The sequence below is a fragment of the Psychrobacillus sp. genome (assembly GCF_032154225.1).
Lineage (GTDB): Bacteria > Bacillota > Bacilli > Bacillales_A > Planococcaceae > Psychrobacillus.
The window spans coordinates 1-21,540 of the sequence record NZ_JALDYF010000032.1; the positions used below are offsets into that span (position 1 = coordinate 1).

20 protein-coding genes are annotated in these 21,540 nt (G+C 36.8%); 6 read left to right on the forward strand and 14 right to left on the reverse strand.

Features of this window, described 5'->3' with window-relative positions; translation table 11 throughout:
• Positions 1-313 precede the first annotated feature (313 nt).
• From RUH95_RS20830 to RUH95_RS20845, 4 genes are all read right to left on the reverse strand, one after another.
• On the reverse strand, positions 314-2,209 hold the full coding sequence (locus RUH95_RS20830) for a PrkA family serine protein kinase (protein ID WP_313894834.1): 1,896 nt from the start codon (positions 2,207-2,209) through the stop codon (positions 314-316).
• A 131-nt stretch (positions 2,210-2,340) separates the two neighbouring features.
• On the reverse strand, positions 2,341-2,979 hold the full coding sequence (locus RUH95_RS20835; protein WP_313894835.1) for a hypothetical protein: 639 nt from the start codon (positions 2,977-2,979) through the stop codon (positions 2,341-2,343).
• Positions 2,980-2,992: 13 nt separating this feature from the next.
• A complete protein-coding gene (locus tag RUH95_RS20840; protein ID WP_313894836.1) occupies positions 2,993-3,403 on the reverse strand; it encodes a permease prefix domain 1-containing protein in 411 nt (136 codons plus the stop codon).
• Positions 3,400-3,729, reverse strand: coding sequence for a PadR family transcriptional regulator (locus tag RUH95_RS20845; protein WP_313894837.1), 330 nt, complete (start codon positions 3,727-3,729; stop codon positions 3,400-3,402). Before RUH95_RS20845 ends, RUH95_RS20840 begins: the two co-directional genes overlap by 4 nt.
• A gap of 699 nt (positions 3,730-4,428) precedes the next feature.
• Between RUH95_RS20845 and sda (RUH95_RS20850) the strand changes: the two genes are divergently transcribed.
• Together sda (RUH95_RS20850) and sda (RUH95_RS20855) are read left to right on the forward strand one after the other, a co-directional pair.
• Positions 4,429-4,569, forward strand: coding sequence for a sporulation histidine kinase inhibitor Sda (gene sda, locus RUH95_RS20850; RefSeq protein ID WP_313894838.1), 141 nt, complete (start codon positions 4,429-4,431; stop codon positions 4,567-4,569).
• A 377-nt stretch (positions 4,570-4,946) separates the two neighbouring features.
• Positions 4,947-5,069, forward strand: coding sequence for a sporulation histidine kinase inhibitor Sda (sda, locus tag RUH95_RS20855; RefSeq protein WP_313894839.1), 123 nt, complete (start codon positions 4,947-4,949; stop codon positions 5,067-5,069).
• A 55-nt stretch (positions 5,070-5,124) separates the two neighbouring features.
• On the opposite strand, the gene RUH95_RS20860 is transcribed toward sda (RUH95_RS20855), so the two are convergent.
• Positions 5,125-7,227 carry a methyl-accepting chemotaxis protein gene (locus tag RUH95_RS20860; RefSeq protein WP_313894840.1) on the reverse strand — a complete coding sequence of 701 codons (2,103 nt, stop codon included), beginning with the start codon at positions 7,225-7,227 and terminating at the stop codon, positions 5,125-5,127.
• Between the two features lie 208 nt (positions 7,228-7,435).
• Here RUH95_RS20860 and RUH95_RS20865 point away from each other — a divergent pair, with 208 nt between their 5' ends.
• Positions 7,436-7,882, forward strand: a complete 447-nt coding sequence (locus RUH95_RS20865; RefSeq protein ID WP_313894841.1) for a hypothetical protein — start codon at positions 7,436-7,438, stop codon at positions 7,880-7,882.
• Complete coding sequence (locus tag RUH95_RS20870; protein WP_313894842.1) at positions 7,870-8,160, forward strand: DUF2653 family protein; 291 nt, start codon at positions 7,870-7,872, stop codon at positions 8,158-8,160. The genes RUH95_RS20865 and RUH95_RS20870 overlap by 13 nt, the downstream gene beginning before the upstream one ends.
• An 86-nt stretch (positions 8,161-8,246) precedes the next feature.
• Here the strand turns inward: RUH95_RS20870 and RUH95_RS20875 are convergent, their stop codons facing one another.
• Positions 8,247-9,281: a DUF4179 domain-containing protein gene (locus RUH95_RS20875; RefSeq protein ID WP_313894843.1), complete on the reverse strand. Its 1,035-nt coding sequence runs from the start codon at positions 9,279-9,281 to the stop codon at positions 8,247-8,249.
• The gene (locus RUH95_RS20880) at positions 9,278-9,832 is read right to left on the reverse strand and encodes an RNA polymerase sigma factor (protein WP_313894844.1); all 555 of its coding nucleotides are present in this window, start codon (positions 9,830-9,832) and stop codon (positions 9,278-9,280) included. Before RUH95_RS20880 ends, RUH95_RS20875 begins: the two co-directional genes overlap by 4 nt.
• A 180-nt stretch (positions 9,833-10,012) precedes the next feature.
• Between RUH95_RS20880 and RUH95_RS20885 the strand changes: the two genes are divergently transcribed.
• A complete protein-coding gene (locus tag RUH95_RS20885) occupies positions 10,013-10,543 on the forward strand; it encodes a hypothetical protein (protein WP_313894845.1) in 531 nt (176 codons plus the stop codon).
• Between the two features lie 88 nt (positions 10,544-10,631).
• Here the strand turns inward: RUH95_RS20885 and RUH95_RS20890 are convergent, their stop codons facing one another.
• The 7 genes from RUH95_RS20890 to RUH95_RS20920 all read right to left on the reverse strand — a co-directional run bounded on the left by RUH95_RS20890 (position 10,632) and on the right by RUH95_RS20920 (position 19,889).
• A complete protein-coding gene (locus tag RUH95_RS20890; RefSeq protein ID WP_313894846.1) occupies positions 10,632-12,410 on the reverse strand; it encodes an aminopeptidase P family protein in 1,779 nt (592 codons plus the stop codon).
• A 225-nt stretch (positions 12,411-12,635) separates the two neighbouring features.
• Positions 12,636-13,961, reverse strand: coding sequence for a type I glutamate--ammonia ligase (glnA, locus tag RUH95_RS20895; RefSeq protein WP_313894847.1), 1,326 nt, complete (start codon positions 13,959-13,961; stop codon positions 12,636-12,638).
• 33 nt (positions 13,962-13,994) lie between these two features.
• Positions 13,995-14,852, reverse strand: coding sequence for a diaminopimelate epimerase (dapF, locus tag RUH95_RS20900; protein WP_313894848.1), 858 nt, complete (start codon positions 14,850-14,852; stop codon positions 13,995-13,997).
• Between the two features lie 14 nt (positions 14,853-14,866).
• Positions 14,867-16,108, reverse strand: a complete 1,242-nt coding sequence (locus tag RUH95_RS20905; RefSeq protein WP_313894849.1) for an LL-diaminopimelate aminotransferase — start codon at positions 16,106-16,108, stop codon at positions 14,867-14,869.
• 163 nt (positions 16,109-16,271) lie between these two features.
• On the reverse strand, positions 16,272-17,066 hold the full coding sequence (locus RUH95_RS20910) for a helix-turn-helix domain-containing protein (RefSeq protein WP_313894850.1): 795 nt from the start codon (positions 17,064-17,066) through the stop codon (positions 16,272-16,274).
• A 487-nt stretch (positions 17,067-17,553) separates the two neighbouring features.
• Positions 17,554-18,735 (reverse strand): MFS transporter, encoded by a 1,182-nt coding sequence (locus RUH95_RS20915; RefSeq protein WP_313894851.1) that lies wholly within the window; start codon positions 18,733-18,735, stop codon positions 17,554-17,556.
• A gap of 143 nt (positions 18,736-18,878) precedes the next feature.
• Entirely contained in the window at positions 18,879-19,889 is a 1,011-nt protein-coding gene (locus RUH95_RS20920; RefSeq protein ID WP_313894852.1) for an alpha/beta fold hydrolase, read from the reverse strand.
• A 134-nt stretch (positions 19,890-20,023) separates the two neighbouring features.
• Here RUH95_RS20920 and RUH95_RS20925 point away from each other — a divergent pair, with 134 nt between their 5' ends.
• Positions 20,024-20,917, forward strand: a complete 894-nt coding sequence (locus RUH95_RS20925) for a LysR family transcriptional regulator (protein ID WP_313894853.1) — start codon at positions 20,024-20,026, stop codon at positions 20,915-20,917.
• The last annotated feature ends 623 nt before the right edge of the window (positions 20,918-21,540 follow it).

Here is a 21,540-nt window from a genome sequence, read left to right on the forward strand (position 1 = left end):
TCTTTTAAAGAAATGGCTCCACCATTCTAACTAAGTAGCCAGCTCTAGTGGATTGGATTGAAGCGAAAGGGAGGCGACTCCCGTGGGATTAAGCGGGACAGGTGAGACCCCACAGGGCGCTAGCGACCGAGGAGGCTCACCGCCCACCCCACGGAAAGCGTCCTCCCTGTAGCGTAAATCCCTGCCGAAACTCTCTACTAAGACGCATTTTATGTAGAAAACGAACGTAAATACAAATTGAATAAAATGGTTAATCAACAGGCATGATAAAAAAACAAGACTAATAAACAATCATTAGCCTTGCTCCCTATTTTTATCGATTCAGTAAGCTGCCTACATAACGCAGTAGTTCGTTCGCTGAAGTTGAATTATACCCATGCTCATCGATTAACCGAGCGACTACCTCATTGATCTTTTTAAGATGTGCTTCATCAGGTGTTTTCGTCGACGTCGTAATCTTGACAACATCTTTTAAATCCGCAAACAATTTCTTTTGAATAGCCTCGCGCAAACGCTCATGAGAATTATATTCAAATCGTTTGCCCTTCCTTGCATAGGCTGATAGGCGAATAAGAATTTCTTCCCTGAAACCTTTTTTGGCATTTTCTGAAATACCAATTTGTTCTTCAATAGAACGCATTAGTTTTTCATCTGGATTCATTTCTTCTCCAGTGAGTGGGTCTTTTAATTTATTTTTATTGCAATAGGCCTCCACATTGTCCAAATAATTATCCATCAGAGTAATAGCAGATTCTTCATACGAATAAACGAACGCTTTTTGGATTTCTTTTTTAGCAATTTCATCGTATTCTTTTCTAGCAATCGCAATATAATTCATATACTTTTCTCGGTCTTCTTGTGAAATGGAAGCATGCTGGTCAAGCCCTTCCTTCAACGAACGTAAAACATCTAATGCATTGATCGACGGTATTTCCTTTCGAATGATTGCCGAAGAAATTCGATTGATCACATAACGTGGATCAATTCCATTCATCCCTTCATTCGGAAACTCCTTCTTCAAATCTTCCACATCAATTTCGTTAAATCCTTCCACATTTTCCCCATCATACAAACGCATTTTCTTCACAATATCAATGCCTTGCTTTTTAGGAATTTCCAACCTCGTCAAAATAGAAAAAATTGCAGCCGCTCTCAGTGCGTGTGGAGCAATATGCACATGCGTCATATCACTTTCCTTAATCATTTTTTCATAAATTCTTTCTTCCTGACTTACTTTTAAATTATAAGGAATTGGCATGACAATAATTCGTGAGTGTAATGCCTCATTCTTTTTATTAGCAATAAAGGTTCGGTACTCTGTTTCATTCGTATGAGCTACAATCATTTCATCTGCACTAATTAAAGCAAACCTACCCGCTTTAAAATTCCCTTCTTGCGTTAAGGACAATAAATGCCATAGAAACTTTTCATCCAGTTTAAGCATTTCTTGAAATTCCATAATCCCACGATTTGCTTTATTTAGCTCACCATCAAAACGATACGCACGTGGATCAGATTCCGAACCGAACTCGGCGATTGTGGAAAAATCAATACTGCCTGTTAAATCGGCGATGTCCTGTGATTTAGGATCTGACGGGGTAAATGTTCCAATACCGACTCGTTTGTCCTCTGAGAAAAAGATTCGCTCCACTACCACATTTTCAAGCTGACCTTCGTATTCTTGTTCCAGCCTCATTGTATTTAGCGGAGACAAGGTTCCTTCAATTCGAATGCCGTACTCCTCAAAGAAATCTCTTCGTAAATGTGTTGGAATAAGATGAAGTGGATCTTCGTGCATTGGGCAACCCTTTATAGCATAGACCGCCCCCTCGTCTGTCCTAGAATACTGTTCCAGACCACGCTTAAGCAAAGTTACAATGGATGATTTCCCTCCACTAACTGGCCCCATTAATAAAAGAATACGTTTTCGAACATCCAATCTTTTGGCAGCAGGATGAAAATATTCTTCCACAAGTCGTTCAATTGCGGTTTCGAGCCCAAATATTTCTTCTCCAAAAAAGTTGTACATTTTCTGCCCATCTCTTTCTGATAAACCAGCACTTTTAATCATACCGTGCACGCGTGAATGTGATGTTCTAGCAACTTCCGGACTTTCCTTTACAATGGCTAAAAACTGTTCAAATGTGCCCTCCCACTGCAGTTTGTTCTCTTCTTCACGGTAATACTTCACCTTATTTAAAATATCCATAGTTCCCTCCATTCAGGGCGGTAATTCTACATAATATGAAAAGAGAGAACTTATGATACCCATTAATTTTATACATCGGTTATTTAAAAAGAAAAACACCCTTCAAGATAGCTCAAAGGATGTTTCATTGATTAATTGAGCATTCTCCGCTTATGTACAAAATAGTACATACTCAGCGGCCACCACAGGACACAAAATATCGGATATACTGCCCAAATTGTATGTGGAGAAGATACAAAATTGACAAGTATAAAAAAGACGGTGATTAAAAAAGTCGCATGTAAAGAATATTTAAAATATGTTTTTTTCTGTGCATGATACAAAGACAATGGCCACCACAGCACGACAAATGCCGGGTAAATTACCCAAGGGTACCCTGGCGCCAGAAAAATATTTAAAACTAAGTAATATAGAATAATACTAATGCTCCCAACCCAAGCGGTCGTCATTAGTTTCGCCCTGCTGCCTAAACTCGCTAAGATTGGCCACCACAAGATTGGATAGATGGCATACAAAACCCAAGGGTATTCTGGAGAAAAAAGGACATTCTCAGAAATAAGAAAAGTAATAATAAGTGCACTATGTAGAAAGGAAAGTAATTTGTGTTTTCCTTTCCTCGTACAATAAAGACCAATTGGCCAAAGTAATAAAACAAAAGCAGGATAAATAAACCAAAGATACTGAGGACTTGTTAAATAATTTGTAAGCGTTAAAAAAATGATGGTCATTATACTCCCAGCAAATGCAAAACCTAACTCAAATTTTTTCATGAATAATCCTCCCTCACTTTGCCCGTTGTAACTTAAAGTACATTGTTAAAGGCCACCATAATACCGCAAACGTCGGATAAACAAACCATATATTTTCAGGAGTATAATAAAAATTAATAAACACAAATAGCGCGATGATTAATGAACTACCCCAAATAGAATATCCTAAATTTATTTTTGTCATATTCTTCTTTACAGTCTGCTTCTCCGACTGATTTACACCGAATTCTTTTTTAAATTCTTCGATATCACCAAAATCAACAATTGCTTTATTAATAGCGTCTTCCTCTTCTTTCCCTCGCTCTATAAGATCCCACACTTTTTCTTCCAAGTTCTCTAGAACTTCTTGTTTAATGGCTATTTTTTGCTCGCCTTCTGGTATATCCTTGAATAACTCATCCACGTGATTTTTCAACTTTTTCATTTTAATCCCTCCAAAAACAAGTCAATTATTTCCTTCAGTTCTTTCCATTCTGTAACCATTTCGCTTAAGTATGCTTTTCCAAGCATTGTAATTCTGTAATACTTTCTTTTACCGCCTTGCGAAACACTACCTACATAAGACTCGATTAATTCTTTTTTTTCCAAGCGTTGAAACACAGCGTACAATGTTGCTTCTTTAATCTGAAATTGATTGTCTGTACGTAAGCTTATTTCCTTCGATATTTCATAGCCATATCTGTCTTTTTCTAGAAACAAACGCAAAATAATTGAATCTAAATGTCCACGGATAATATCACTTCTGATCAAGTTACCACATCCTTGTACCTTCACTATTCTACCTGGTAGAGTAATTTCACTTTACTCCACATTACTCTATCTGTCAAAGTAATTTTTTATTTATCCACTATAAATTTATATAGTTTCTTTAAAAAAAAGTCATGACATCTGTATGCATACAGATGTCATGACTTTTTGACTTATTTACATTTGCATGTTCCACAATTAGCTGATTTCACACGATGCTTGCATTTCTTTTTAGCTATCGATATCACTCCTTTTATTGATTAATACACAATATGATGAACCGTGATTGTCCAATGCAAAAAACTTTTTAATTGCTAGAAATCGTTGGATTTATAATGTTTATCGCTCTGCGGCTAATCTTTAGGTGATGGGAAATCCCTTAGATCAGGGAATAGAATGAACAATAATTCCACCATTTTAAGCAGCACCGCCTATCATTGCGGCGAACTGACGTTTCATTTTAAAAATACAACAATTAAAATCAAAGAAAATGTTTCGACAAATTTCGCAAATTCGACCTTCTGTGGATAATGTTATCCACACTGAAAACGCATCTAAAATGTATAATTACTTAGTTTCTCAAAAAGTTAGTAACAGTTTATCCACTGCATTATGTGGATAAACGGGGAGTTGTTAACAATAAAACAATTTGATAGATTAAGAATAAGAGTTGAATCTATTAAATTGGAGGTGGATTTGCATATGAGTAAAATGTCAGATACATTTTTATTGGAGTCTTATATCACTGCAAAAGAATTAGATTTAAATGCTGATTTTATAAGACTCCTTGAAGCTGAAATTCTCCGTCGTTCATTAGTTTTCAACCAATTAATTAGACTTTAAGTACATGAAATACATACTCATAGTAATATAAGACCATTCCTAACTAGGAAGGTCTTTTTTTCATTTTCAATACAAATAAAAGATGAATATTTATAAGAATAAATGGAACCTTTCTTAAAAAATGTTTCGACAAATTTCGATAATCCGCCTAACTGTGGATAAAGTTATTAACACAATTCGAGCCGTCATACATGGGTTTATACATCACATAAAAAAGTTAATCACAAGTTATCCACGAACACCTGTGGATAAAAGAACGGTTGTTCCAAGTAATTTTTTTTGATAGATTTAGAGTATGTAATAGAAATCTATTAATATTGTTTCAATAACTTCAAATTTTTATTACTACTATCATTTAATTGGAGGTGATTTTCCAAATGAATAAGTTGTCAGATGAATTGTTGGTAGATTCTTTTATAGCTGCCAACAAGTTAAATCTTAGTCCTGACTTTATATATTTATTAGAAAGTGAAATTCTACGCCGCCTTCTAGATTTGTAACAAAAGAAAAACAGATAGCTCCACAAACGTAAAGTTCATGAAACTACCTGTTTTTTCAAGTTAATTTAAAGCGATTAACGACTTCTTGTAGTTCATGTGCTATTTGATTCATATGACTCACGGACTCTGCCACACGCTCAAGTTCACCTTGTTGCCCTGCGGCTGAAGCACTTACTTCTTCAGCTGAAGCTGCTGTTTCTTCTGAAATTGCCGAAATACTTTGGATCGCTAACATTGCTTGGTCTTTATGCTCCATCATATTTGCAAGTTCTTTAGCTAACTTTTCTATTGAAGCACCAATCTGTTCCGAAAGTTCTCCATTTCTTACAAATGAGGACTCTGTACTTACAACAGATTCATTTTGAGCTTTCATTAGTTGAATATTACCTGCTATAACAGCAACTGTTTGCTGTGACTCTGACAAAATCTCTTCCACAGTTTGTTGGATCACATCTGTTTCTAAACGAGATTGTTCTGCGAGTTTTCGTACTTCCTCTGCTACGACAGCGAAGCCTTTCCCGTGTTCTCCAGCACGCGCCGCTTCAATACTCGCATTTAATGCAAGTAAATTAGTTTGTGCAGCTATTCCTTGAATAGATGTAATGACATTATTTATGTCTGCTATTTTCATACTCAATGTTTCAGTTTGTTGTTGTACTTTTTCATTCATTTCATTAGCCGCTGCATTATGCTCTCGTAATTTTTCTACTTCTGTCATTCCTATTTCAGTAGATTCACGAGTTTGATTTGATAAATCAGTCATGTCGTTCGATAAAACAGTGAGTAAGCCCATTTGATCCGATAAATCGATAATTCGATGACTCGTTTCTTCCGTATCCTCCGATTGCTTAGATGCTCCATGAGCAATTTCATCGGTTGCTACAGAAACTTCTTGGCTCGACGCAACAATCTCTTCAAAAACGTTATGAACATTATTAGAAGACTCGTTTAGTTGAGTGGAAGAATCGAATACAGTTTGAATTGCATCGTTTGTTTTTTTCAGCATATTATTATATGCCGAGGCTACTGCTCCGATTTCATCTTGCTTAATATGCTTTTGATCTACATATTTCGTTAAGTCTCCAGCTGCTGCTGTTTCTATTGAATCACGTAAATATATAAGTGGTTTCATCTGTTTGAAAATAAACCACAAAGTAGCAATCGACATTAAAACAATCATGACAATTGCAGAAGCAATCGTAAGGAATAAAATCGTATTATACGTTGCTAAAATTTTTGATTTTGGTACAACTGTCTGCACCGACCATGCATCATCAATGTCAGGTAACACCATAGGGGCAAATGTATTAAAAGATTCTTCATTTAATATTTTCGAATCAAAATAAAATGTATCCAAATCACCATTATCTATTTTACTTTTAATACTGTTCCAATCAAACGTTTCATCCATACTAGTGCCGTTAAGTTCTTCACTAAAACTGTTTGCTATTAACAAGCCAGCGTCCGTAATAATACTTGCATAACCGCCATCTGGCTCTACCGTATTTACTAATCCATTTAAAAAATCAATGGAAATATCCGTTGTTAAAACTCCGAAGAAAGTTCCCGTACTCGTTAGTAATGGCACAGAAATTGTTGTCATTAAAACGGTTTCTCCACCAATACTATACTCATACGGCTCAGTTAAAACTGCACGTTTTTCATTTTTCGGGATTAAGTACCAATCCCCTTCTCCCTCTGTTTCATATCCACCAACTGCTTCAATATTGATCTTATCTCCATTCTTACTCAAATAAGGAATGAAACGACCTGCACTATCCATCAATACCCTCGTAGTAGAAGATTCAACAGCAATCGATCCTTTTTCAAATATTGCAGCCACTCCAATAGCATCCACGTTCTTTTTTAAATTATTTTCTATAACAGCAATTACTTCATCTGCTGTTAAATTCCCTTGCTTTTGTAGTGTTTCTAGTACATTTTTCGTTGTCTGAAGCATTTTATTTGTTTCTGTAAATCGAACACTCATTTTTGCTGCTGATAACTCTGCATTTTTAATCGCAGCACTCTCTGCATCTGTAATACTTTGACTATGTAGTATGGTGCTTGTTACTATGGTATACGTTGTGAATAAAACTAAAAAAAGCCCAATAATAAGTCCTGATAGCTTCCAAGCTATACTTTTCGATTTCTTCAAATCATGATCCCTCAATTCTTTATAATGCTAATCTCATTCTATATCAATCTGAATCTTTAGACAATATACCCCCCATTCAATAAAAATTAGACTTACTTTTGTCACACTAAAATGAAACTATCTTAATATTATTTCGTATATACTAGAGTATGAAGAGGTATGCTTGTGTTCAACATATCTCAAATTAAATTAACGGAGGCAACTTGAAGTGAAAAAATTAGTAACAGCTTTACTTACAGTAACACTTGTATTTTCATCTGTTGGAAACTTTGTTTTCAACGACCATTCTACGACTGCTGAGGCAAAATCTTATAAATCAGGTAAGAAGAGCTTTAACACAAATAACAATACGAATACTAACTCGAATATCCAAAAGAAAAAAGAAGATACGACAACTTCTACAAACAAATCAACTACAAATACAGCTAAAAAAGGTGGATTCATGTCCGGTGGCCTTATGAAAGGTCTATTTATAGGAGGAATCGCTGGATTATTATTCGGTAGCATGTTTGCAAATATGGGAATGTTAGGCTCGATTTTAGGCTTCGCAATCAATGCATTAGCGATTATCCTAATTGTCGTTATGATTCGTAAAATTTTCATTATGTTAAAAGAGAAGAAGAAAAAAGAGGATGTAAATCCATGGCGGAACTAATCATTCCAGAACAAAATATTATTAATGCCATCTGCGTTTATGTTGCACGTTCAAAGCAAATAACACCACAAGAAGTGGAAGTAGAACTTCTATATGATGATGAGACTGGCTTTTCTGCGGAAGCTTTCGTAAACGGGCAGACAGAAATACTCCATACTCCAAAGTTAATCGAAGCATTACGTATTTGCTTAGATGAGTTTTTAAATATTGATCCTATTTCTGCTGGAATCGAATTAATTTTAGATGATAACGAAGGCATTATCGCGGCGATTCGTTAATAGAAAACCTAAAAAGGTTGCCACATCAATTCAGAACGTTTCTGAATTGGTGGGCAACCTTTTTCAATATGTTTTTTCCCTACTCTTTAAAAAGAAAAATCTTTGCCGTTCTTGTCTTGAACAATTAGCTCATATTCCTGATTCTCGGTCATTATTTTTACTTCTTCGCTATCCAGGAACTCTGTAATTTCTTTTCGGATTTTAGCTACCGTCTCTTCCGTATTTACTTCCGATGGTTCCATGTTCGTCATGACAGTAATAGACACTTTTTCAGGCTTGTAGGAATATTTAATGTCAGCTACCTGGTACTCTTTCTTCAGGTAAAGCTCTTCTTCAATGCTCCTCATAACCATAAACCACTTAGACTTAAGTTCCTCTTTCAAGGCGTCTCGAGGTATTACTTGTACCTGTTGCGGTGTATCGTTTGCTTTCAAAAGTTCAATCGCAGCCTTGTAAATTTCTACTTCCTTAGCTTTGTCGGCTATCGGGATGTATACTGCGACTACAGGGCTAAGTGCGTTAACACTCATAATCGTATAGCCTGCTCCCTGCAAATCCGACATCAACTTCTCGCCTAGTTCCTCTCTTTTCTCGTTTATTTCTTTATTCACGGGAGATACCACATTTATGTCAGAAACCTTTAACTTATAGTTATCATACCCCTTTTTTTCCAAAACTTCAGTCAAAATAATCAAAACTTTCTCTTCTTCTTGCTTGACGTATTCTTCCGTTCCTTTCAGCTCTATGTCAATATATGGTTTCCCATCCCACATACCCATGCCGATACCTCCGTATTTGTACCCTTCTTTATCCAGCGTTTCGAAAATCACTTCATATATCGGTTGTTGGAATATTTGTCCAATATAAGGGATTTTCGATGCCATTTCCGCCATCGTTGGATTCAGGAATGCGGAACCGGTTAGAATACCAAGACTGATAATAGCTGCAACTGCAAACTTCGATTTCCTCCAACCCCTTTTTCTTCCTATCGGTTTTTCAAAACCTGCTCTCTTTTCGGACTCGTCCTTAATATTTTTGGCAAATTCGTATAAGGAAGATGGTGTCTGGATTTTTTCCATCTCTTCTTTGATTTCTTTCTTCATCGAATCATCGATTTTCATTGTGTATTCACCCCTATAAATTGATTTTCAATCAACCTTTTTTTCAAAGCATTCCTCGCTCTACGAAGATGGGATTTGACCGTCGTACTTTTCAGCCCCAGCAAATCTGAGATTTCTTGGATGGGTTGCTCTTGGTAATAGTAAAGGATAAGGACGTTTCGGTAGTCACTGTTATCAAGGGATGATATCCCCTTTTTAATCTCGTTTTCAGTTTCCTCTTTTAGCACACTTTCCATCACGCCATGTTTGTCAGTCCCCACATCGATTTCAAGCGGCGATTCCTTCAGGCGGGTCATCTTTCTCCATGCATCAATTGAGCGGTGAGAAACTAATTTATAAAACCAAGTGTTGAAATATCTGATATCTTTTCCACTCATAATGTTCCGATATACTTCAATTAACGCATTTTGGACGACCTCTTCTGCCAGCTCCTTTGACCTAAGGATACTGAAACTGGTTCTGTAACCCTTTTCAATCAAGGGGTCGACTAGTTGAGCAAAAGCTTCGTCCTCTCCATTGCGGATCCGTTTCATCAGTGCTTCCTGATCCATGAGGAAAACCTCCTTTTTTGTTTCTACCTTTTAGGCGATGGTGAAGCCATTTAGGATGCACGATTTGAAAAATAAAAATATAAAAAATATTCAGTTACTTTACGTTGCATATGTAGTACAATATAATTGAGTAAAAATAATTTTAGTAAAAAATATTTTATCAATAGGGGGATGTATGTAATGAGCCTTTTGGATATTTATTTACAAAAAAACGAAAAGAAACGGTACGATGTATTTAAAGAAACGGGAATGAGTCAGCAAATGCTTGCAAGTGTAAACAAAAAAAATGTAAGCAGTTATTCCGTTAGAACGATACAAGCAATTGCTAAAACAGTTGAGAAGAGTGAAGGTACTGTTTTAGAAGAATTATTACTGTTAGAACAACAAAATGCATACTTTGAAGTATCTAATGCTGAAGATTTGCTATTAGCTTTTAAAAATAAAGAAACTCATATTGTCATCAAAGCTGAATATAAAAAGGAAATCGACAAATTTGCTGAAGGGCAGCTTTCAGATACTGAAACTTTAGGTTTAGAATTAGGTTCTGCTGGTACAGTTACTATTTTAGCAGAACTATTTTATCAAATAGGTAACCTATTCAGTGACAAAGATGCGGATCAAAAGAAAATTGAAAGCCAAATCCGTAAGTATAAAATTAAAAGAATAAATGAAAATGAGCTACTATTGTATTTGCGTCAATTAGATTATTAAAATTAAACAGCCAAAACCTTTTCAATTCAGGGTTTTGGCTGTTTAAAATGAAGTTTATTAGTTGCGTTAAATATAATATCGCTCTTATTTATATTTCCCTAGTTTCTTCCCTTAGCCATTCACACTCTTCTTCATTTAAATGAGGAGCTAGCTTCGTATATACCTCTTGATGATAACTGTTTAACCATTGCTTTTCACTCTCTGTCAACATACCTTGATCGATTCCAGCTAAATCAATTGGGCAAAACGTAATTGCTTCAAACTTCATAAATTGACCAAACTCTGTTTTCTCGTCTTCTACTACTAACATCATATTTTCAATTCTAATTCCATATTTACCTTCTAGGTATATTCCTGGTTCGTTCGTTATAACCATACCTTTTTCTAAAACAACACTATTACTATCATTTCTTATGCTTTGCGGTCCTTCATGAACATTCAAGAAAAAACCTACCCCATGTCCTGTCCCACATTTATAATCTATACCATATTGCCATATTGGCTGCCTTGCTAAAATATCTAAGTTAGAGCCGGTAGCTCCGTATAAATATTTTACTGCGCTTAATGCAATAAAACCTTTTAACACTAATGTATAATCTCTTTTTTGTTCATCGGTAAGTTCCCCTAAAACAATCGTACGTGTTATATCTGTTGTTCCATCATAATATTGTCCGCCTGAATCAATTAAAAATAGACCTTCATTTTCAAGCGTAAATTGCGTTTCTTTATTCGCTTTATAATGCATCATCGCAGCATGTTCTTTATAACCTGCTATCGTATCAAAGCTAGGTCCCACAAATCCTTCCTGCGCTCTTCTGAAATCTTCTAATTTTTCTTCTGCAGCAATCTCTGTAATTTCTTCTTTGTCTACAGCGTTTTTTAACCATTTTATAAATTTCACCATGGCTAAACCATCTTTTATTTCACACCATTTTATATTTTTTATCTCCACTTCATTTTTAATAGCTTTTAAATTAGTCGTGACGTCCAGACTTTCCATTTTCTTTGTATTACTGTTAATGGCATTATATAATCTGCTATTTGTTTTATTTGGATCTAACATAATGGTATCTTCGCTCAAAATATTTCCTAAGAATGTTTGTATTTCATCATTCGCTTTTAACTCGATTCCTTCAGCCTCCAGCTCTAATTTAACCGAAGCAGGCACCTTGCCAGAATCAATAAATAAATAGCATTTCTGTTCTGCTACGATAACATTAGCTATTACAACCGGACTTTTTGGCACATCTGCCCCTCTTATATTCAAAAGCCATGCAATGTCATCAAGGGAAGTTAAAAGATAATAATTGGCTCCTTTATTTTTCATTTCTTCTCTTACTTCATTTAATTTTTCTACGCGTGATTTACCTGCGTATTTTACATCATGAATGAATAGCGGTCCTTTAGGTATCTCCGGTCGATTTCCCCACAGATCACCAATTAAATCTTGATTCATTTTTAAACCAATTTTCTTTGCTTTTAGATCTTTTTCCATTCTTCTTACCATATTTATTGAAAAAACATTTCCATCGAAGCCCACACTACGTCCTTCATTAAGAACATCTGCAAGCCATGCCGAATAAAATGGCACCCCTGGATCCATCATTCTGAATAATCGGATTCCTGAGCCTTCAAGTTGCTTTTCTGCTTGAATATAGTATCTACCATCTGTCCACAATCCAGCATCCTCTAATGTAATAACTACAGTACCCGCAGACCCTGTAAATCCTGATATCCATTCTCTACCTTTCCAATGTTCTGCTACATATTCACTCTGATGTGCATCAAAACTTGGAATTATGTACGCATCCAATTGATTCTCTTTCATTAACTGTCTTAGCTTTTCGACCCTATTTCTAATATTCATTACTAGTACCTCCAATTTTCTTATACTAATTATTCCAACTGTAAGCTTTGATATTATAAAATTTCTATTATTGTGAGTAATGTAATATAGATTAGAGTAACACGCAATATATGATGAAACAATTTAATTTTCATAATCATCTGCCCTCTTAAGAAAAGTCCGTAGAATTACATAATTAAATACAAAAAAAGACGCTTGATCTATTAGATCTAAGCGTCATTTCCTTTAATACTGCTTCATATATTGCTCACGTTCCCAAGGATGTACAGCCGTTCGGAACATATCCCATTCGATTTCTTTCGCTTCTACAAAACGGTCGTACAAATGGCTACCTAAAGCATTCGTGATAACTTCATTTGTTTTTAGCAATTCGAGAGCATGTGACAACGAAGCTGGCAGATCAATAATGCCAAGTTCCTTACGTTCCTCTTTAGACATTGCATAAATATTTCGGTCTACTGGCTCTGGAGCTGGTACGTTATTTTTTATCCCATCTAATCCCGCAGCTAGTAGAACAGCCATTGCTAAATAAGGATTCGCAGCAGGATCTACACTACGAACTTCTACACGAGTGCTCAAGCCACGTGAAGCTGGAATACGAATAAGCGGACTTCTATTTCTTGCTGACCACGCTACATAACACGGTGCCTCATATCCTGGAACTAACCTTTTATACGAGTTAACAGTCGGATTTGTAACCGCTGTGAAACTCGGTGCATGTTGTAATATTCCCGCCAAAAAACTTCTCGCTGTATCACTTAATTCCAATGCCCCATTTGGATCATAAAAAGTATTCTCTCCACCTTTAAACAAACTTAGGTTACAGTGCATACCTGAACCATTTATACCGAACAATGGTTTTGGCATAAAAGTTGCCAGCAACCCATGTTTATGGGCAATGGTTTTAACAACGAGTTTAAAGGTTTGAATATCATCACAAGCTTTTACAGCATCCTGATATTTAAAATCGATTTCATGTTGACCTGGGGCTACCTCATGGTGAGATGCCTCTATTTCAAAGCCCATTTCCTCTAACTCCAACACAATATCACGTCTACAGTTTTCCCCTAAATCGGTTGGCGCAAGGTCGAAATAACCGCCCTGATCATTCAATTCGAGTGTTGGTTCCCCTTTTTCATCCAATTTGAATAAGAAAAATTCAGGCTCAGGACCAAGGTTAAAATTAGTAAACCCTAGCTCCTCCATTTCTTTTAACACTCTTTTTAGGTTTAGACGAGGATCTCCAGCAAATGGAGTACCATCGGGATGATAAATATCGCAGATGAATCGGGCTACCTTTCCTTTTTCCGCTGTCCAAGGAAAGATAACGAACGTATCTAGGTCGGGATATAATAACATATCGGATTCTTCAATTCGCACAAAGCCCTCAATAGATGAACCATCAAACATCATTTTATTATCTAGCGCTTTTGTTAACTGGCTTACTGGAATTTCAACATTTTTTATCGTTCCAAATAAATCAGTAAATTGTAACCGAATGTACAGCACATTTTGTTCTTTTACCATTTCTAGTATTCTTTCTCTGTTCATACGCTTGCACTCTCCTCGTTGTTTTTTATTATTTTAAAAATCTAATTCACCATGGCAAATATAGGAGGCTTCTCCTCTTTTCCAAACATGACCTTGTTCATCCCAAGTTACGGCCAAATCTCCTCCTGGAAGATGCACAGTTACCGTTTCATTTCGATCAAGCAATTGATTCATCGTAGCAGCAACAACTGCAGCACAAGCACCTGTACCACATGCCATTGTTATACCTGATCCTCTTTCCCACACTCGGTAATCAATTTCCTGTCGCCCTTTCACTTGAACAATTCCTACGTTTACTCGATCTGGAAATAGGCTGTCCTGTTCTATGAGAGGTCCAATTTCCTCTAACGGAATAGCATTCACATCAGCCACAAAGATGATTGCATGTGGATTGCCCATGGAGACGCAGCTCAGTTGATACTCATCTCCTCCAAAGGTATGGGGTTCGTTCATTGCGGGCATGAATGGATCACCTTCCATAGGAATCATTCCTTTCAATAGTTTCGGTTCGCCCATATCCACGTTAACGTATTGAACAGATTGCTTTTTATCCAGTTCTACCTCCACGTGGACCACACCGCCCAATGTTTCAATCGTAAAGCGAGGTTCCGTTGCATATCCAAAATCAAATAAAAACTTTGCAACACATCGCAGACCATTTCCGCAATTCTTAGCCTCAGAACCATCCTCATTAAAAATTCGCATTTTAAAATTAGCCATTTGCGACGGACAAAGGAGAATAATCCCATCGGACCCAATTCCAAAATTCACATCGGAAACTTTTCTCGAAAGCTCTGGATACATCTGTTCTTCTAGCACATTATTCGGATCGTCCAATTGATTAAAAATGACATAATTATTGCCCAATCCATGCATTTTAGTAAAGTTCATCTCTTCGTCCCCCCTTAGAAGATAAATTTGGAAGTACATAGCCTCGCTCTTATATCATCTAAGATTTGCAATTCCTCCTCGGATCCATCGGCCTGAAAGGTCACTGAAAATCGTATATATGAGCCGGCATCATCCCACGGAACAGTTGAAATTAAATGCTCACTGATCAAATATTGGCTAAATTCTTCCGCCGAATGAAATGCTGGACCATTTTCTACTGCTGTTGGAATTTTTGCATATAAGAAAAAAGAGCCTTTTGGTTTTTTCACAGCAAATCCACATTCCCTCAAAATAGCTACTAAAAGTCCATGTCGCCTTGAATATTTATCCGCTGTTCGTTTCGTGATGTTAGGTTGTGATAAAGCGTAGGAAGCAGCTTTTTGAATCGGAATAAATTGACCAGAATCATAACTATCCTTCACAGTTGCAATTGCAGAAATAAGCTTGGAATTACCTGCAATAAAACCAATGCGCCACCCTGTCATATTGAAAGATTTAGACAAAGAATGCAGCTCTATCCCAACCTCTTTCGCCCCTGGAACGGATAAAAAACTAAGTGGTTTTTCACGATCAAATACAAGTGCAGCGTAGGCTGCATCATGGATAACAATAAGCTCATGTTTATTAGCGAAGCGTATGACCTCTTCGAAAAATTCCCGATTCGCTATGGCACCCGTTGGATTGTTTGGGTAGTTTAAGTAGAGTAATTTAGACTTTTTCAACACATATTCAGGCAATGAATCGAGTTCTGGCAGAAAAGAATTTTCTTCTAAAAGCGGTAAATGTACAACTTCCCCACCTAAATATTTCGTATGTGTACCTAAAATCGGATAATTTGGTGTTGGCATTATCGTTATATCACCAGGATTGATAAATGCTGTTGGAATCATGGCCAATGCTGATTTCGAACCAATAACATGATTGATCTCTGTTTCAGGATCAAGATCCTCTACCCCAAATACTTCCCTCATATAAATCGCAGCTGCTTGCTTAAATTCTTCTATACCGTTATCCGCGTAAAAGCGATTTTCTCGTTTTTTTGCTTCTTCTGCTAATTTTCCAACGACCGCATCATGCGCCATCTCATCTGGCTCACCGACACCAAGGTCAATTAATGTCTTACCAGGATTTCTTTTCAGTGCTTCCCTCTTTGCTCTTTTTATTTTTTCAAATTTATAGATTTCATCTTTCATGCCAAATTGCACTCCACCTATTCGGTCTGCAAATAACTGTTGTATATAATCCATTGATACCATATTGATTCCCCCGCATGTTTTCCTTCTTATTTCTTTTTTTCATGTTAATACATGGTGAAGCAAATTTATTTAGATTTATTAGTGGAATATTTGCACTTTTTTACACCAAAAAAGGTTGCTACAGGATTTAATAAAGATCCCGTAGCAACCTATATGAAATTTTTCACCTTACTTCAGAAGGGTTTTTACCAGTATATTGCTTAAATTGTCTACTAAAAAAGTGCAAATCATTATAGCCAAGGGCATATGCAGTTTCCGTTACCGTCATCCCGCTAGTATGTAGTAAATGTTCTGCGCGTTTTATGCGAGAATAGACGATATACGATTTAACTGTCTGTCCGGTAATTTGTTTAAACTTTTTGGAAAAATACCGTTGGGAAATATTAGCGCGTACAGATAAACTTTCAATCGTATGGGCTTCACCAGGGTGTTGCTGTATATAATTAGCTATTTCTAAAATCGTTTCCAATAAATTGTTACTTGTATGACCCTGCTCCACTTTCTCTTCCTTTTCTTGTTCTTCTCTTAATAAATGAATAATTAACTGCTTTAAGATTAATTTCCCCTCAATTTCTGCTCCATATGTTTTGACTAAAAACAAACGAATGTATTGAGTTAGCAGTGATTCAAAGCCAATCGTATTATTAAAAATTCGATGTCTGGATGGGATCAATCGAGGTGTTTCAGCTATATCAAAATGAATATAAGTTAATACAAGAGGGTCTTGCGGATTATGTGTTGCTTCTGTTTCATCACCTGGTCTAAACAAAAAACAATGACCTTTTCCAACATGATATGGTTTTTTGTTTAATAACACAGTACCCTCACCACTCCAAACATAAAATAAATCAAAGTTAGGCATGGGAGCATCTCTTTTCTTCCACTTCCAATTCGGTTCACAATGAATGGTAGCTAATGCCGGTTTCAACAAAAAATCATCTGGATTCAGATAAAGCATGCAGTACGCTCCCTTCAATTGTTTCGGCGCCAGGCACGCAAACCATTCAGAATTATATGAGTTCCTGGTATCTTAAAAATTATACCATTTTATAGGAATTAAAGAAGTTCAAAAAAGATTACTAATTACGACATAATTGAAAACCAAAGTTGTTTAGAGAATATATATAGTATAGAAGAGATTTAATTTTACAAGTTGCCCTTTAACCATCATATAGTCATATAATAAAAGCAACCATTTTGAAATAGATTGTTCAAAATGGTTGCTTTCGTTGTGATTCACTTAATTATTTTAGTGTTCCTTATTCAACTAAAGCACTCGTTAGTTTAAGTACATCTCTTCACAATCTTTATAGTGAAATTATTATAAATATACAAACAAAAAAATCATCTCTCTCCTAAGAAATCTATAGAGAAGAGATGATTTTTAATCAAACTTTATTACAAACTATCTATCTTTATTATAAATCATCATTCTTTTTATAAAGCTACATTATTCTATTTTCGCCTTTAATTACCACAACGTTATTCATTCTTGTGAATAGCAAAATGACAAGAAGGAGTGCGATGCACACAGCACCGAGACCTACCCAACTTAAATACAAAACAGATGCTCTGCTGATGATAAGTCCCCCCAATCCAGAACCTAATGCAAAGCCAAATTGTATGAAGGATGTATTCACACTCAACGCTATATCCGGATGCCGAGGGACCAAAGTAACTAGATATAGCTGTTGGGCAGGAGATATGCTCCAGGTTGCCAACATGAAAATCATGAAAATCACTATCAAGAACAAGAGATTGGTACCAGAAAGAGCAAGTAAAGCGAGCGTTGCTCCTTGTAAAAGGAGTCCGAAACAAATTGTAAATTTTGATCCTTTTTTATCCGCCAATTGCCCGCCTATTCTTGAACCAACAAAGCTGCAAATTCCTGCAAGGAATAGAACGCCGCTAATTTCCGCTATGGAAAGTGAGGATGTGGCATGCAAGAAAGGTGTAATATAAGTGAATAGCGTTGAATAGCCGGCTATATAAAATAATGTGATAGCCAGGGCAGTCAGAATCCTTGAATCTTTTAAAATTGAGAGCTGCATTCCTAGGTTAACCGTTTCTTCTTCCTTGATCACCGGAACTTTTCGGTGAACAACTAGGAATGGAAAAATGCATAATAGGCCAATCAAAATAAACAAAACTCTCCAGCCAAAGATCTCACTAAAAAAGGTGCCAATCGGAACACCTAGCACAAGCGAACTGCTAAGACCCATCAAAATAATGCCGATTGCACGACCCCTTCTTTCTTTTTCAACCAGTCGAGTGGCTACTGCCATGGCTACCACTGTAGCAATTCCTCCGCTAGCGCCCTGAACAATTCTTACTAAAAAAACGGTTTCGTAAGAAGGACTTATAAACATCAGTCCGTTACTGGCTATAAAAATACCCAGGGTAATTAATAATAGCTTCTTACGATCCACATTAATTGTTAAGGCGATGAGAATCGGAGCGACAACGGCTGCTGCAAGAGCAAATACAGTTACTAATAGTCCAATTTTAGAAGTAGACACACCCAAATCCACTGCAATCATTTCAATGACTCCTGTGATTATGTATTCAATGGTCCCTATTAAAAATACTGCAAGAGCCAGAATATAGATGATAGTGTTGTTTTTCAAATTGAATCATCCCTTCTCTTATCGGCTTTATCATGTCAATCAGGTCATTATAGATTTTTTTAATGAAAACTTGCTTTATCGAGCAAATTCTTTAATTTGGAACAAAGGTTCACCTCCAATCAATAAGATAAATGCTTTATCCATCATTCAAGCAAGAACTGCTTGAGACGTTCATCTATACATTCCGAATCCTGTTTACGCTGTCCGATGCCCGCGCAATGCCCCCAGTTAGATTCAATAGGGAGGAAAGTGGCGTTTGGCATATGTCGTGTTTCATATTCGTTGTCTTGTGGAGGGAAGAATAAGTCAGTGCTTCCTGGCATGACCATTGCCCTCGCTGTAATTTTACTTAATGCAAGCTCGAAGTTGCCGTTGTAAACAGTGTTTGCACTAATATCTCCTGTAATACCGGTACGTAGCATGGAAATTAGGTTATTGGCGTCAAAGCTTAAAAACACTTGATCCCAGTAATCTACGAGATACTCTTCCAAGTTGGCAAAGCCCTCTTGCTGGTAAAGCTGTTCCAAATAATAAGCCTGAGAGAAGCCCCAAGCTGCATAAACTCGTCCCATGGCCGCCAATCCAGCCGTTGGTTGCTCTTTGTAATAACCACCTTTCCAGCCAGCATCAGCCTTAAGAGCAGCAATCATTCCCTCGAATACTACCTTTGCATGAGGTCTGGTTTTAGCTGTTCCTCCGAATGGAGCGATTCGCTCAACCATATCGGGATAACTAGCCCCCCACTGAAAGGTCTGAACAGCGCCAAGTGACCAACCGACAACGAGGGCGATTTTTGTAATGCCAAATTTCTTCGTAACTAGTTGATGCTGTAGTCGCACATTGTCATAAATAGAGATGTGCGGAAAATGTGACTGGTGATATGGCGGTAGTGTATTACTTGGTGAAGATGACAAACCATTCCCCAGCATATTGGGTACAATGATAAAATACTTTTCCGGATCAAGTGCCTTACCATTTCCGATCAACCATTCGTTATCGGTATGCATTCCTGCAAACCAGGTAGGATAAACGATCACATTATTTTTGTCTTCATTTAACTTACCGAAGGTTTTGTACGCTAAAATGGCATTGGGTAGGATGTCACCCGATTGGAGCGACACATCGCCCAGTTCAAACAGTTCATAATCTTTCATATCAAAATCTCCTCTCCATAATCAAAGACGAAATATCTTTCTTGTCATAACTTTACGGCGATGTTATTGTTAAGTCAAAGAAACGTTTTCGAATTGAATGTTCATTTTTTTTGAACTATTGGAGGTTTTTTAGTATGGAATTGCGTCAACTCAAAACGTTTCAAACCCTTGCTTCTACACTCAACTTTAGCCGCGCAGCAGAAGTGCAAAACTACGTTCCCTCAACAGTTACTATGCAGATGAAATCATTGGAGGATGAACTTGGAGTCAAACTGGTGGACCGACTTGGGAAAAAGGTGGTTTTGACCGATGCGGGTAGAAGTTTTCTGGGCTATGTGGATCATATCTTGAGTGAACTAGAAGAAGCGCAGCATGCAGTCAAGCAATCTGGCGAAATGATCGGTACTCTTACTATAAGTGCGGATGAAACCTTATGTACGTATCGACTTCCGGCTGTACTTCGCCGATTTCGTGTGCGTTTTCCAGGTGTTCGATTGATGTTTCGTCCTCTCACTGGGCCAAACCTGAAGCAGAACTTGCGGGAAGGGGACGCGGACATTATTTTTATGCTAGATGAGATTAAGGGAGAGGCGGGAATTTGCGGAGAAAAAGTACTTGATGAGCCCTTTCATTTATTGGTCTCACCTGAGCACCCGTTAGCCTTGAAGACTACTTTGACGATTGAAGATTTTAATGGCGAGACTTTCCTACTTACAGAACAGGGCTGCTCATATCGGATGTTTTTTGAGCGTAGCCTTTCTCAGAAGTCCATGGGAGGCATTACAGAATTGGAGTTTAGCAGCGCAGAGGCTATTAAGCAATGTGTAAAAATAGGGATGGGAGTTGCTATATTGCCTGAAATGGCCGTAGCGGCAGAGCTAAATCGGGGAGAGCTGGTTTCACTGCCTTGGGATTTGACTGCCGTATCCTTTGCTACCCAAATGTTTTGGCATGAAGAGAAATGGATTTCCCCAGCCATTGAAGCATTTTTGAATTTGACTAGGGAGAACTTCCAGATCCATCCGTAATGGAAAAACTGGGTGTCATGGATAGACAACTATAATACTAGGCTTGGGATGTAATGTTAGTCAATTAAGTGAAAAAGCTGCACCACAAGATAAAACTACAGAAGAAGATTAGAGATAGCATTCCAATTAATTTGCTAATAGGAATGCTATTTTTATTTACATTACTACCAATGTGTAACTTTAGAATAAGGATTGATTTAAAAGTTCCCTTCAACCTTTATTTAACATTAAATACATAACACCATGTTACATAACCGTAGGCTTTTCTAATCGAATTCAAAGCAATAAATCCTCACTTAGTTTTTCTTTAATCTTATCTTATTCAACTATCCTGCTTCGTTAGTAAAAATGCTTTACTCCTTTTTGAAGTAAAGCACTCGTTAGTTTAATAAGGTTTAACTATATTTAGTTCTATATCGGTACGATATAGCATTTTCTCAACCCAATTATGAAACATTTCATAGTCTTCTTGGTCTGTTTGAACATTACCTAAGAATACGCCATTAAATTCATTACAAAAAAATCATTAAAGAACACATTTATAATTTTATTTAAAAGTTTGTAACAAAGTACCTTGACCATTATCTGATTCAACTTCAGCGAATGCTCCATTTATAAAAGTC

Bases quoted from the DNA above. Each gene is read 5' to 3' on its own strand.
- dapF (WP_313894848.1), bottom strand. From the start codon at position 14,852: ATGAACTTTACTAAAATGCATGGATTGGGCAATAATTATGTCATTTTT.
- glnA (WP_313894847.1), bottom strand. From the start codon at position 13,961: ATGAACAGAGAAAGAATACTAGAAATGGTAAAAGAACAAAATGTGCTG.
- RUH95_RS20870 (WP_313894842.1), top strand. From the start codon at position 7,870: ATGGCGGAACTAATCATTCCAGAACAAAATATTATTAATGCCATCTGC.
- sda (WP_313894838.1), top strand. From the start codon at position 4,429: ATGAGTAAAATGTCAGATACATTTTTATTGGAGTCTTATATCACTGCA.
- RUH95_RS20840 (WP_313894836.1), bottom strand. From the start codon at position 3,403: ATGAAAAAGTTGAAAAATCACGTGGATGAGTTATTCAAGGATATACCA.
- RUH95_RS20925 (WP_313894853.1), top strand. From the start codon at position 20,024: ATGGAATTGCGTCAACTCAAAACGTTTCAAACCCTTGCTTCTACACTC.
- RUH95_RS20890 (WP_313894846.1), bottom strand. From the start codon at position 12,410: ATGAATATTAGAAATAGGGTCGAAAAGCTAAGACAGTTAATGAAAGAG.
- RUH95_RS20835 (WP_313894835.1), bottom strand. From the start codon at position 2,979: ATGAAAAAATTTGAGTTAGGTTTTGCATTTGCTGGGAGTATAATGACC.
- sda (WP_313894839.1), top strand. From the start codon at position 4,947: ATGAATAAGTTGTCAGATGAATTGTTGGTAGATTCTTTTATAGCTGCC.
- RUH95_RS20905 (WP_313894849.1), bottom strand. From the start codon at position 16,108: ATGGTATCAATGGATTATATACAACAGTTATTTGCAGACCGAATAGGT.
- RUH95_RS20880 (WP_313894844.1), bottom strand. From the start codon at position 9,832: ATGGATCAGGAAGCACTGATGAAACGGATCCGCAATGGAGAGGACGAA.
- RUH95_RS20875 (WP_313894843.1), bottom strand. From the start codon at position 9,281: ATGAAAATCGATGATTCGATGAAGAAAGAAATCAAAGAAGAGATGGAA.
- RUH95_RS20885 (WP_313894845.1), top strand. From the start codon at position 10,013: ATGAGCCTTTTGGATATTTATTTACAAAAAAACGAAAAGAAACGGTAC.
- RUH95_RS20920 (WP_313894852.1), bottom strand. From the start codon at position 19,889: ATGAAAGATTATGAACTGTTTGAACTGGGCGATGTGTCGCTCCAATCG.
- RUH95_RS20830 (WP_313894834.1), bottom strand. From the start codon at position 2,209: ATGGATATTTTAAATAAGGTGAAGTATTACCGTGAAGAAGAGAACAAA.
- RUH95_RS20910 (WP_313894850.1), bottom strand. From the start codon at position 17,066: ATGCTTTATCTGAATCCAGATGATTTTTTGTTGAAACCGGCATTAGCT.